General features: G+C 72.2%; 10 protein-coding genes. 2 read left to right on the forward strand and 8 right to left on the reverse strand.

What is annotated here, in order from left to right:
* Positions 1-84: 84 nt before the first annotated feature.
* Positions 85-3,222 carry a Tn3 family transposase gene (locus ACIG3E_RS22660; RefSeq protein ID WP_399619265.1) on the reverse strand — a complete coding sequence of 1,046 codons (3,138 nt, stop codon included), beginning with the start codon at positions 3,220-3,222 and terminating at the stop codon, positions 85-87.
* Positions 3,223-3,632: 410 nt separating this feature from the next.
* On the opposite strand from ACIG3E_RS22660, the gene ACIG3E_RS22665 reads away from it, so the two are divergent.
* Positions 3,633-4,316 carry a phosphatase PAP2 family protein gene (locus tag ACIG3E_RS22665; protein ID WP_399619268.1) on the forward strand — a complete coding sequence of 228 codons (684 nt, stop codon included), beginning with the start codon at positions 3,633-3,635 and terminating at the stop codon, positions 4,314-4,316.
* A 7-nt stretch (positions 4,317-4,323) separates the two neighbouring features.
* On the opposite strand, the gene ACIG3E_RS22670 is transcribed toward ACIG3E_RS22665, so the two are convergent.
* The 5 genes from ACIG3E_RS22670 to ACIG3E_RS22690 are packed head-to-tail and all read right to left on the reverse strand — an operon-like array spanning position 4,324 to position 9,607.
* On the reverse strand, positions 4,324-5,667 hold the full coding sequence (locus ACIG3E_RS22670; protein ID WP_399619271.1) for a glutamate-1-semialdehyde 2,1-aminomutase: 1,344 nt from the start codon (positions 5,665-5,667) through the stop codon (positions 4,324-4,326).
* A gap of 7 nt (positions 5,668-5,674) precedes the next feature.
* Positions 5,675-6,226, reverse strand: coding sequence for a dTDP-4-dehydrorhamnose 3,5-epimerase (gene rfbC, locus ACIG3E_RS22675; protein WP_399619273.1), 552 nt, complete (start codon positions 6,224-6,226; stop codon positions 5,675-5,677).
* A complete protein-coding gene (locus tag ACIG3E_RS22680; RefSeq protein WP_399619275.1) occupies positions 6,223-7,431 on the reverse strand; it encodes a polysaccharide pyruvyl transferase family protein in 1,209 nt (402 codons plus the stop codon). The genes rfbC and ACIG3E_RS22680 overlap by 4 nt, the downstream gene beginning before the upstream one ends.
* Positions 7,428-8,375: a glycosyltransferase family 2 protein gene (locus ACIG3E_RS22685; protein ID WP_399619278.1), complete on the reverse strand. Its 948-nt coding sequence runs from the start codon at positions 8,373-8,375 to the stop codon at positions 7,428-7,430. Before ACIG3E_RS22685 ends, ACIG3E_RS22680 begins: the two co-directional genes overlap by 4 nt.
* Positions 8,372-9,607: a hypothetical protein gene (locus tag ACIG3E_RS22690; RefSeq protein ID WP_399619844.1), complete on the reverse strand. Its 1,236-nt coding sequence runs from the start codon at positions 9,605-9,607 to the stop codon at positions 8,372-8,374. Before ACIG3E_RS22690 ends, ACIG3E_RS22685 begins: the two co-directional genes overlap by 4 nt.
* Between ACIG3E_RS22690 and ACIG3E_RS22695 the strand changes: the two genes are divergently transcribed.
* Positions 9,558-9,683, forward strand: a complete 126-nt coding sequence (locus tag ACIG3E_RS22695) for a hypothetical protein (protein ID WP_399619874.1) — start codon at positions 9,558-9,560, stop codon at positions 9,681-9,683. The genes ACIG3E_RS22690 and ACIG3E_RS22695 overlap by 50 nt on opposite strands.
* Here ACIG3E_RS22695 and ACIG3E_RS22700 read toward each other — a convergent pair.
* Positions 9,673-10,926, reverse strand: coding sequence for a DUF4910 domain-containing protein (locus tag ACIG3E_RS22700; protein WP_399619847.1), 1,254 nt, complete (start codon positions 10,924-10,926; stop codon positions 9,673-9,675). The two genes, ACIG3E_RS22695 and ACIG3E_RS22700, sit on opposite strands and share 11 nt — an antisense overlap.
* A gap of 20 nt (positions 10,927-10,946) precedes the next feature.
* A complete protein-coding gene (locus ACIG3E_RS22705) occupies positions 10,947-11,972 on the reverse strand; it encodes an NAD-dependent epimerase/dehydratase family protein (protein WP_399619282.1) in 1,026 nt (341 codons plus the stop codon).
* Positions 11,973-11,975: the final 3 nt, after the last annotated feature.

An 11,975-nucleotide genomic window follows, 5' to 3' on the forward strand; every position in this document is an offset into this window, starting at 1 on the left:
GGTTCGTGTACTCCTGCCACGCGCTGGCCCGGGCTGTCGCCCAGGACGACACCGCGCTGGTACCCACTGCTGGTCAGGCCCGGTTCAGTCCTCCGCGCCGTCGTCATCGTCGTCGAGGTCGGGTGCGTCCGGGTCGCGCAGCGGTCGCAGGCCGTCCGTCGGCGGGGAGGCCCGGAAGTTGTAGCGGCCCAGGCAGTTGAGGTTCTTGTGCTTGAGCGGGGACAGCCGTGCGATGTCCTCGTCCTTGATGTCGTGGCCCTCGGCCCGCAGCTGGGCGACGGCGGCGTCGATGTACCGCGTCGTCCAGAGCACCACGGCGTTCAGGACCAGGCCGAGCGCGCCGAGCTGGTCCTCCATCCCATCCCGGTACGCCTGGTGGATGGTGCCCTTCTTGCCGTGGCAGATGTCGCGGGCGAGCTTGTGGCGGGACTCCTGGACGGTGAGCTGCTTGTGCATCTGCCTGCGGTAGGTGTCGTCCATGGGGTCGACGACCGCGAGCAGGTGCAGGGTCTTGGCGATCCGCCCGTACTCGGCGAACGCGGCGCCCAGCGGGGTGGGGTGTCCCTCGCGGCCGAACATCCGCAGCAGGTCGTAGGCGCGGACCTGGTTGGTGACCAGGGAGCCGGCCACGCGGAGCATGTCCGGCCAGTGCGTGAGCACCTTCTTCACGTTGACCTTGTTCCGGGCGATCTCCTCCAGTAGCCCGTACCCGCCCGCCGCCTCGGTGCCGGGCATCGACGCCTTCCAGAACCGCTGGTCCTCAAGGTCCTTGAAGCGCGGGGAGAAGCGGTAGCCGAGCAGCTTGAAGATGCCGAAGACCATGTCGGAGTAGGAGGCGCAGTCGGTGGCGACCATCTCCGGCTTCACCCCGCCGTCCAGGTTCAACAGCGCGTCCAGGATGAACAGGGAGTCGCGCGGGGTACCCGGGACGACCATCTGCCCGATGCCGATGACCTGGTCATTGATCGCATTCAGCCAGGTGATGCCCTTCTTCTTCGCGAAGTACTTGGGGCTGGGGGCGGCGTTGATGGTGCGGACGGGGACGACGAAGCGCAGGCCGTCGACGGAGGCGAGCAGTCCCTGGCCCCAGAACTGCACGATCGGCACCTTCGCCTGGGCCTCGATCAGGGCGGCGTTCGCCGCGGCGATGGTGTCGGCCCGCAGGTAGTACTGGTCGACGTGGACGAGGCGGGAGCGGGTGAGGGCCTCGTAGTTCGGGTTGACGACCGGGGTCATGCCGATGTTGCACGCCTCCGACACCAGCAGCCCGACCATCGAGGTGGTGAGGTCGTTCATACGGGTCTTGCCGTCGCCCAGGTGCACGAAGGCATCCAGGAACCCCGTCCAGGCGTGCACCTCGAACAACAGGTCCGGCAGGTCGATCTTCGGGGGCATCTTCTTGACCCGCTCCCGCAGCCACTTCAGCGACCTCGGCTCGCCGAGCGCGTTCAGCTTCTCCACGTTCAGCTTCGCCCGGCCGTTCGCCTGCACCTCGATGCTGATCTTCGCGTCCGCGCCAGCTTCCTGAAGGCGCTCGGCCATCTGCTTCCACGTCGCGTCCAGCACCGCGATCAGTTCCGCCAGGTGCTGATCGGCGTCCTCGGTCAGGCTCAGCCCCGCCAGGACGTCCTCGCGCACCGCCTCCCAGCCCTTGCCCGAAAGGAGGCGGGCGCGCGGGTCGGACCAGCGGTGCGACGGCCTGGCGAAGATGTCACGGCGCTTGAGCGCACGGAAGAGCTGTTCCAGCACGCACACCACGTACGCGTCGCGGTCGACGGCCCCCTGGGGCAGCTCGGCGTTCGCGTACACGGCCATGCGCCAGTGCGGCGGCACCAGCTTGTCGTCGATCTCCCGGGGCAGCAGCGGCTTCTCCTCCACCCTGCGGCGCGACAGGGCGGGCAGCCTCTTCACCCCGGTCAGGATGCGCTTGCCGCCGGTCGCCGCATCCAGCGCCTTCGACTCGCCCAGCAGCGCAAGGAACGGCTTGACGGTGTTGTAGCGCAGCGCCAGCGCCCCGCGCAGCGCCGTCTCGGCCGTGTCGTCGTCCTCCGGGACCAGGCTCACCACCACGCTCGCCGCGCTGGACACCGCCGCCCGCGGCGCGACCTCCTCCAAGGCCCGCCACAGCGCGGCCACGTCCACATCCGCGCCGGTCTCCTCGATGAGCTCCAGCTCACCGAGCAACACCCGCGCCGCCCTGGCCACGATCCGCGACGCCTTCTCCAGCTGCGGCAGCGTCGACAGCCGCTGTTTGTCCGTGGACCGCTTCGCCGTACTGATCAGCCTCGTCGCCATCAGGATCTCGAAGAGGTCCAGGGCGTCGTCGATCGCCTTCGCCTCCAGGTGCCGCATCACCGCGGCCAGCATCGCCGTCCGCTTCGGCTCCGGGGTCCGCTCCAGCTTCGGCGCCTTGGTGCCCAGCCCGTACCGGGCCAGCGCCGAGAGCCGGTTCGGCGGGATCTTGTCGAGCTTCACCCGCCCCAGCTGGAAGGCGGCGATGTCATCGACCCGCTGCAACGCGGCCTTCAGCGCGGTGCCCGTGGTCCGCGTGGGCGGCCGGCGCATCCGCTCCAGCTCCGAGTACCGCTTGCCCTCCGGGGTCTTCAACGTCGCCACCAGCTCCCCGGGCAGGGCCGCATCCGCCCGCCTCACCTCCTTGGCGACCACCGAATGCAACCGGTCCTCCGCCATGCCGCGGACCTCAGCGACCTGCCGGGCCAGCGCCGACACCCCCGGCAGCAGCACCCGGTTCTTGCGCAGCCAGCCCACCGAATGATCGAACAAAGCCTTCGGCCCCTCCGCGTGCGCCGTCCACGCCCGCCCGTGCAGGAACGCCCGGAACTTCCGCCCCCACTCGTGGTCCTCGTACAGGTGGTAGCCGTACGCGTCCCGAATCTCCCACGCGTGGTCGTACACCGTCTGACGCCGATCGGCGTACCGCTTCACACACGAGGCGCCCTCGATCCCCAGCTGCTCGGCCAGGTGCTCCACCACCGTCCACGGCACATCCAGCGGGTCCTCGCCCAGGAACAGCCCCACATAGCGCACAGTGCACATCTGAAGCGCGAACCCAAGCTGATGATGCTGCGTACGCCGCAGCGCGATCAGATCCCGGTCCACGTCATCCAGGAAGAAGAAGCGTTCCAGCTCGGGCTTCGTCGGCTCCTCGGCGAACTTCCCGTACGCCTCAGCCTGCTCGTCAGTTAAGAATTCCACCGGCATGCAGCGGACGTAACCACCCGGCACACGCGGCCGTGGACCTTTCCCCGAACACCCGCACAGAACAGATCGCTTGTGCTATTGGATCACGTCGACGTGACCATGATCGTTCTCACCGATACTGGCTGTTCCATTGGTCCCCAAGGCCGCGTCCGGCCGATCGCTCGCCGCCGAGGTCCGGGGAAACGGCGGTGTGCCGCGACCGGATTGTTAGGGTGGCCAAGACGACGGCCGGACCGGTGAGTTGGGGCCGCGCGGCCGGACGCTCCAGCGGAGTCGTCCAGGTCCGCGGCGGGTGCGGTCACGGCCGCTGGAGGTTGAGTCGGACACGACGGGGGGCTCGCGTTGGATCGCCTGGCCGGAGCGGAACGGGAACGGCTCGACCGCCGCCACGTACCGGACGCGGTGAGCGGGTGAACGGCCGGTCGACACCACCGGTGCTGCCCCCACCGCTGCGTGCCGGGCTCGCGCTGATCGCGGCGCTCGCCGCACTCGTGGCCGTCGTGATCGGGGCCATGTACGCCGACCACAGCCAGTCCGGCGCGGTCGACACCTGGATCATGGATCCGACGGCGGACAGCGTGGGGCCGCCGTGGCGGCGCGTCGCCCTGGCCACGGACTTCCTGGGGGAACCCGCCGGAGCCGCGCTCCTCGTCGTGGCCGCCGTGACGGGCTGCCTGCTGCTGCGGCACCCCCGTGCGGCCGTGCTCGCCCTCGCCGCGGCCTTCCTGGCCGTCGCGACGACGACGCTGGGCAAGCACCTGGCGGGACGCACCATCCACGGCGGCAGCCTGTCCTACCCGAGCGGACACACCGCCTTCCTGACCACGCTCGCCCTCGTCCTTGCGCTGGTCGCGGTCGGCAGGCTGGGCCTCGGCAGGGCTTTGGGCACGCTCCTGGTGCTCGCCGCGGCGCTGGTCGCCGGTGCCGCCATGGGCTGGGCCCAGGTCTCCCTCAGCGCGCACTACCCGACCGACGTCCTCGGCGGCTGGTGCACCGCCCTGGTGGTGGTCCCGGCGACCGCGTGGCTGGTCGACCGGACCGCCGACCGGACGGCCGACCGACCGGCCGACGCCGGTCGGCAGGAGCAGCTCTGACGCCGTGTCACACCAGGCGGCGGAACACCGGCTTCACCGGTCGCCCGCCGAGCCAGGGCGTGGGATCGCCCGCGTCCAGGGCCTTTCGGTACACCGCGCACGCATCGGCCACCACGTCGACGGTGTGGTCGATGTCGGCTTCGCCGAGCGCACTGCTCACCACGAACGACGGGGCGAGGACCCCGCCCGCGAGGAGTCGGCGCAGGAACAGGGTGCGGTACTCCTGCGACGGCTGCCCCCTCTCGTCGAGGGTGGCGAAGACCAGGTTGCTGGCCCGGCCCCGGACGACGAGGTGGTCGCCCACGCCCATCCCGGCGGCGGCGTCGCGCACACCGGCGGCCAACCGCTCGCCGAGGGCGTGCAGCCGCGCGGTGATGCCCTCCTCCGCGTAGGTGGCCTGCACGGCCATCGCGGCGGCCAGGGAGTGCGTCTCCGCGCCGTGCGTGGTGGACAGCAGGAACACCCGCTCGCCACCGTGGCGCAGGCCGCCCCGCTCCATCAGCGCGCGGCGCCCGGCGAGGGCGGAGACGGCGAAGCCGTTGCCCAGCGCCTTGCCGAACGTGGAGAGGTCGGGGACGACGCCGTACAGACCCTGGGCGCCCGCCTCGGACCAGCGGAAACCAGTGATCATCTCGTCGAAGACCAGAACGCAGCCGTGCCGGTCGGCCAGCTCGCGCAGGCCTGCCAGATAGCCCGTCGGAGGCTCGGTGTGCCCCGCGGGTTCGAGGATCAGGCAGGCGATCTCGCCCTCGTACCGGGTGAGCAGCTCCTCCGTCGCGGCCAGGTCACCGTAGGGGAAGGAGACCGTGAGTTCCGTGGTCACCTCCGGAATACCCGCCGACATCGGCGTGGTGCCGATGAACCAGTCGTCGACGGAGAAGAACGGATGGTCCCCGCAGCGGGCGACGCGGGAGCGCCCGGTGACCGCGCGGGCGAGGCGGACCGCGGCGGTGGTGGCGTCGGAGCCGTTCTTCGCGAACTTCACCATCTCGGCGGTCGGCACCGTGGCCAAGAAGCGCTCCGCGGCCTCGACCTCCACGATGGACGGCCGCGTGAAGTTGCTGCCCCGGTCGAGCTCGCGCCGCACCGCCTCGGTCACGCGCGGGTGGGCGTGGCCGAGGCTGACGGAGCGCAGCCCCGAGCCGTACTCGACGTAGCGGTTGCCGTCGACGTCCCACACGTGGGCGCCACGGCCGTGGCTGATGACCGGGGCCAGGCCCTCGGGGTACTGGTCGTCGCCCTTGGCGTAGGTGTGCGCGCCCCCGGGGATCAGCGCGTGCAGCCGCTCGTTCGCGCTGCGTGACCGGGGCAGGGTGAACTCCCCGGCCCCTTCGGTGTGTTGGGTGTCCACGCCGACCTCACTTCGCACTGTTCTTCAGGGCCTCGGCGAGGCTCGGCGCCTCCCGGTCCCGCTGGGACATCAGGGTGACCGGCAGCGGCCACGGAATGTCGAGCTCCGGGTCGTCGAAGGCGATCGTCACGTCCTCGGCGGGATCGTGCGGGCGGTCGATCCGGTACGAGGTGTCGGCGGTCTCGGTCAGCGCCTGGAAGCCGTGCGCGCACCCCGCCGGGACGTACAGGGTCGCCTGCGTCTCGCCGGACAGCTCGAAGGTGGCCACGTTGAGATAGGTCGGCGAGTCGGCCCGCAGGTCCACGACGACGTCGAAGATCTTCCCGTACGAGCACCGCACCAGCTTGGCCTCGCCCCGCCCGGAGCGCAGGTGCATGCCGCGCAGCACGCCACGGACCGAACGGGACACGCTGTCCTGGATGAACGCGTTCGGGTCGAGGCCCACCGAGCGGACCACGTCGGCGTCGAAGGTGCGGCAGAAGAAGCCGCGTTCGTCGGCGTACGGCGTCGGCTCGAACAGGAACGCGCCGTCGATCTCCGGGACTTCGGTTGCTTTCATGGGGTCTCCCGTGGAGCGTGGGCGTGGTCGGTCGCGGGGAACAGGACCGTGCTCAACTCGGCGAACTGGTCCTGGAGTTGACGGGCGGCGAGCCGGTTCCGCTCGGTGAGGGTCCCGCGCAGCTCCGCGGACTGCTTCTCCAGCGCCCGGAACTGTTCGAGGAGCCGGTCGGCGTCGACCTCGCGGGCCGGGTGGCAGTACGCGCCGAGGCCCATCCGGTCCATGAGGGCGTCGCTCTTCGCCGCGTAGCTGAGCGCGAGCGTCGGTGTGCCCGCCTTCAGCGCGCAGACCAGGTTGTGATAGCGGGTCGCCACCACGGCGTCGGCGGCCGCCGTCTCCTTCATCAGGTCCGCGAGCGAGGTCGCCTCCGCGGCGGTGACCAGCGGCGAGTCCACCGCGGCGCGGATCGCGGTGACCACCGTCGCGTCGACCCCGTCTCCGGTGAGCAGCCGGACCGGCCTGCCGTCCTCGACGAGGGTGCGGACGAACCGGGTCACCCCGTCGAGGTAGCGCCGGTGGATCTCCTCGGCGCGGGCGCGGTCGTCGTTGCCGCCGTGGAAGGCCATGACGCCGACGCAGACCGTGCCCGACGGCGTGCCCGCGGGCGGCGTCGGCAGGGCGAACGCGAGGTCCGGGTAGACCCCGTCGCGCGCGGTGTCCACGCCCATCTGACGCATCGCGTCGCGGGACATCGCGTCCCGGTACGACCGGTACGCGGCAAGGCGCGCCGACCAGCGCACCAGCGCCCGGGTCGGCCGGTCGGCGATCGGGGCGGCCCCGACGCCGACCAGAGCGACCCGGGTCCGCAGCAGTCGGCCACTCGCGCAGAGCAGGAAGAGCGCGTACGGAAAGCCCCAGGGCCGCAGCGGCAGCGTGGCCTCCAGGACGCCCATGCCCGGCACGATCACCACGTCGTGCTTGCGCACCCAGGCGGCGGTGCGGACGGCGTCGACGAGTTTGCCCAGGCCCTTGCCCGCGATCGCGCCCGCACGCGACGCGGTCCGGTACTCCCCGCGGTACCAGTGCAGCCGCGTCGCGGGGATCCCGTACCGGGCCGTGACCGCCTCGGGTCCGCCGCACAGCGCGTCCACGACCGCCTCCGGGTGCGCGGCGCGCAGATGGCCGAGCACGGCCTCCAACGACCCGTCGTTGCCGAGGTTGCCGGAGCCGAGCAGGCCGAACACCCCCACCCGCACCGCGGTCACGGCCGCTTCCCCGCACGCCCGGCGACGAGGGCGTCGAGGGAGACGTCGAGCTTCGCCGGATCGACCGGGGCGCGGTCCTCGACCCGCTCCCCGGCACCCGGCCGGGCCCGGCTGGCCGCCCACGCGGCCAGGTGGCCGTAGCACGCGCGCCGGTCGGCCGCGGACAGCGGCGTCCGCCGGATCGCCGCGACGAAGCCCCACACGTACTCGGCGAGCAGCCGCGGCGTCGGGTGCAGCGGACCCGCCCGGCGCGGGTCCAGGTTGACGCACCGGGAGCGCTTGGAGGGGTTCGCCCGCTCGGCGCGGGTGGGGTGGTCGCGGCGGAAGTACAGCAGCTCCGGCACCTGGTGGAAGGGCCCGCGCAGGCCGATCTCGGCGACGAACGTGCGGTCCGCGTGGTGGTAGCTGTCGTGCGGCCTGACCCGGCGCAGCACGTCGGCCCGCATCACCCCGTAGAAGTCGTCGCCGCCGGGCTCGAAGAGCATGCTGCGGAACCGCTCCGGCGCGCGCGGCGAGTCGGTGGCGAGCGTGTACGCGTACGGGACCTTCACCCGCCCTTCCTCGTCGATGACGGCCTGGTCGGCGTGCGCGAGGATCACCTCGGGGCGCTCGTCCAGGGCCTCCACGCAGCGCCGCAGCAGATCACGGGCGTACAGGTCGTCGTGCGAGGCCCACTTGAACAGCTCGCCGCGGCACTGGGTGAACACGTAGTTGTGGTTCGGCGCCGCGCCGATGTTCCGGGGCAGCCGCAGATAGCGGACGCGGGAGTCCCGCGCGGCGTACTCGCGGCAGATCTCCTGGGTCCCGTCGGTCGAGGCGTTGTCGGAGATGACCAGCTCGAAGTCCTCGTAGGTCTGGCCGAGCAGGGCATCGAGCGCCTCGGCGAGGTACTCCTCGCCGTTGTACACGGGCAGGCCGATGCTCAACCGGGGATGGGCGGTCATGACGTCCTCACTTCGGGGATGGGGGAGTGGTGGCGCTCGCGCAGGGCGGACCTCAGCTGGAGCCACCACACGGCTGAGCTGATGACGGTCGCGGCGGCGACGCCCCAGGCCGAGCCGACCGCGCCGCCCAGGGCGGCACCGCCGAGTCCGCCGCCGACGTAGCAGGTGGAGGCGGAGAGCTGGGCGCGCAGGCTGCGCCGGGCGGCGGCGAGGGCGCGCAGTCCGGCGGCCGCGCCGATGCCGAGGCTGCTGCCCGCGACGCCGAGCGCGGCCGGCACGATGAGGTCCGAGGCGGCACCCCAGACGTCGCCGAGCACGAGCTCGCCGCCCCGGTCCGGCACCAGGAGCAGTGCCACGCCCCACAGCAGTGCGGCACCGGCCAGGGCGCCGGACAGCATGAGGCAGAACGTGCCGAGGCGGTGCGGGGCCTGCCGCAGCACGCGTGCCGCCTCCGGGACCGTGACCAGGGAAAGGCCCATGAGCATGGCCAGGAACGGGCCGAGCAGGAGTTCGGCACCCCGGACCACCCCCACCGCGCTGACGCCGACGATCGCGCCGAGCCCGTACGCCCGCAGCTGGGACGCGCCGCTGACGCCGACGTTCTCGACGAGGTAGCGGTAGCCGAGGTCGCGCTGCTCGCGCAGCCATGCGCGCGCCCCGGCTGGCTGGGGCCGGATGCCGGACTGGAGGCAGCCGTACGCGGCGGCCACCGCGGCGGCGGTGCCCCAGGCGAGCACGAAGGCCGCCACGCTGTCCACACGGGCCGCGACCAGGAGCGCGGGGACGAGCGCGACGCCGCCCAGGAGGTCGTTGACGAACGCTTTCCGCCCGGTGCCCGCGGCGAAGAACGAGTACCGCCAGGCGTCTTGCAGGAGCAGCCCCGGCAGCACCACGCCGAGGGCGGCGAACGCGGGCCCCACGCGGCCGCCGACGCCCAGCCCGACCACCAGGGACACCGCGCCGACCGCGCCGCCGACGCCGAGCGCGGTACCCGACGACTGGGCCGCGGCCGCGCGCCAGGACGCGGTCGACACGCCGCTGAAGCGCACCACCAGCGGGTCGGTGGCAAGTCCGCGGGAGACGCCGAGCACCACGCCGTAGGTCACCCAGGCCAGGCTGAACACGCCGAACGCCGACAGGCCAAGGGCGCGGGCCACATAGATGCCCACCGCGAAGTTGGTCATGCTGCAGACCGCCTGGTCGGCCAGGCCCCAGGACAGCCGACCGGCCATGGCCCGCCTCGCGGTCGGCCGGGCCGCCGCCGTCGTCTGCTTCTCCCTCCCGGTGGCCATCGGCGTCACGCCTTGATCAGTTCGGCGGCGCCCAGGGCGTCGGCGGCGGCCGCGACGGCGCTGAACGGCAGCCCGGACCGCTCCGCGACGTCGAGCAGACTGTGCTCGCCGTCGGAGAGGCTGAGCACCCACAGCATGGCCATCTGGGCCTGCTTGGTGTCGCTGAGGCCGCCGAGCGCGTCGTACAACCCCCGTCGGCCGAGCTGCGGTTCGCCGTACGGGCTGAGGTTGACGTACCGCCGGTTGCGGTCGAGGACCGTGAACGCCTCGCGGCAGACGGCGAGGGTGTCCTCCATCGCCTCCGGGCAGACGAAGTCCGGGTTGTCCGCCGAGGTGTGGTACTCGGGGTACCCGGCGTACGGGGTCCGGCTGAGCGAGCCCACACCGAGGTTGAACCCGGGCGAGCAGTACTGCCGCTCGTCGTAGCCGTACGGCGTGAACTCGGTGACGCGGTGCGGGCGTTCGGACGTCGCGAGCACGTGCCGCAGCACCCGGTCGATCTCCGCGTCGCCGCGCCTGCTCTGCTTGTACGTCAGGTCCCCCCGGTCACCGGCGCAGGCCAGGACGAGGCCGTGCTTGACCTGGTCGATCCGCTCCTGATTGCGGGCCAGCCAGGTGATCGCCCCGATGGTGCCGGGCGCGAAGACGAACCGGTAGGTGTAGTACGGCGTCGTCTCGGCGAGGGCCCGGGCCAGGAACGTCGCCACCGCGATGCCCGCCAGGTTGTCGTTGGCCAGCGACGGGTGGCAGACGTGACAGGAGACGATCACCTCGTCGGCGACCTGCCCGGGGACCACGTGCTCGGCGTAGGTGAGGTGGCCGTCGGCCAGTGTGGAGTCGACGCACACCTCGTAGTCGCCGTCCGGGAGCGCGTCCAGGGTCTCCTGCGCCAGGCAGAAGCCCCACTGCGGCTTGTAGTAACTGGTGCGGTACGGCACCCAGGACGGGTGGTCCGGCAGGGTGTGCAGGTGCGCGCGCAGTTCGGCCAGGGGCAAGGTCCTCGACACCGGCACGCTGTAGCCGAGCACGTGCAGGCTGGACGCGGCGAAGTCGACGACCCGCTTGCCCGAGCTGTCGGCCACGTACGCGTCCCGGATGTTCCACTCCTGCGGCACCGTCCAGTCGAGCACCCGCGTCCCGGTCGGCACCTCGTGCACCTGGAGCGGGATGTACTCCCCGACGATGTCCAGGGTGGCGCGCACGCCGTCGCCGGTGATGCTCCGGCACAGCGGGTACATCCGCTCCACCAGGGCGTGCATCCGTTCGCCGAGCGTGGTGGTCACCGGCGCCGCCGCAGGGTGTCGTCGACGGCACCGGCGTCGGACGCCGCGCGCAGCACGGCGAGCCGGGTGAAGCGCTGCTCGAAGTCCTCGCGGGTCAGCCCGTGCTGCCGGTAGGCCTCGGCGAGTTCGAGCGCGCCCCGGCGCACCGTCCACGCGCAGTCGAAGCCGGGGATCGCGGCGCGGAACCGGGAGAAGTCCACGCGGTACGAGCGCGGGTCGGCGCCGTTCTCCCCGGTGATGTTCACCTTCGCCCCCGCCACCGCGTCGGCGACCTGCTCGGCGATCTCGGCGACCGTGACGTTGTTGACCTCGCTGCCGATGTTGAACGCCTGGTCGTGCACCGCCTCGCGCGGCGCGGTCAGCGCGGCCGCGAACGCCCGGGCGATGTCGGCGGCGTGCACCAGCGGCCGCCAGGGGGTGCCGTCGGAGAGCACCAGGACCTCGCCGGACAGCAGCGCGTGACCCACCAGGTTGTTCAGCACGATGTCGGCGCGCAGCCGGGGCGAGTAGCCGAAGGCGGTGGCGTTGCGCATGTACACCGGGGTGAAGTCGCCGTCGGCGAGCGCGTGCAGGTCGTCCTCCACCCGCACCTTGGACTCCGCGTACGGCGTCACCGGGCGCAGCGGGGCGTCCTCGGTCACCAGGTCGCCACCGCCCGCGGCGCCGTACACCGAGCACGTCGACGCGTACAGGAAGCGCCGCACTCCGGCGTCGCGGGCCAGCTCGGCCAGGCGCACGGAGGCGTGGTGGTTGATGTCGTACGTCAGCTCCGGCGCGAGCGAGCCCAGCGGGTCGTTGGAGAGCGCGGCCAGGTGGATCACGGCGTCCACCCCGGCCACGTGCTCGGCCGTGACGTCACGCAGGTCCACCCGGTGCCCCTGCGGGTCCGCGGGCGCCGGGCCGAGGACGCAGTCCGCGAACAGGCCGGAGTCGAGGCCGACGACCTCGTGCCCGGCGGCCGTGAGGACCGGGGCCATGACGGTGCCCAGGTAGCCCTGGTGCCCGGTCAGAAGTACGCGCATGGT

Origin of the sequence: Streptomyces sp. NPDC053474, assembly GCF_044544845.1 — a bacterium.
GTDB lineage: Bacteria > Actinomycetota > Actinomycetes > Streptomycetales > Streptomycetaceae > Streptomyces.

Bases quoted from the DNA above. Each gene is read 5' to 3' on its own strand.
- ACIG3E_RS22660 (WP_399619265.1), bottom strand. From the start codon at position 3,222: ATGCCGGTGGAATTCTTAACTGACGAGCAGGCTGAGGCGTACGGGAAG.
- rfbC (WP_399619273.1), bottom strand. From the start codon at position 6,226: ATGAAAGCAACCGAAGTCCCGGAGATCGACGGCGCGTTCCTGTTCGAG.
- ACIG3E_RS22685 (WP_399619278.1), bottom strand. From the start codon at position 8,375: ATGACCGCCCATCCCCGGTTGAGCATCGGCCTGCCCGTGTACAACGGC.
- ACIG3E_RS22695 (WP_399619874.1), top strand. From the start codon at position 9,558: ATGCTGCAGACCGCCTGGTCGGCCAGGCCCCAGGACAGCCGACCGGCC.
- ACIG3E_RS22690 (WP_399619844.1), bottom strand. From the start codon at position 9,607: ATGGCCGGTCGGCTGTCCTGGGGCCTGGCCGACCAGGCGGTCTGCAGC.
- ACIG3E_RS22700 (WP_399619847.1), bottom strand. From the start codon at position 10,926: ATGCACGCCCTGGTGGAGCGGATGTACCCGCTGTGCCGGAGCATCACC.
- ACIG3E_RS22705 (WP_399619282.1), bottom strand. From the start codon at position 11,972: ATGCGCGTACTTCTGACCGGGCACCAGGGCTACCTGGGCACCGTCATG.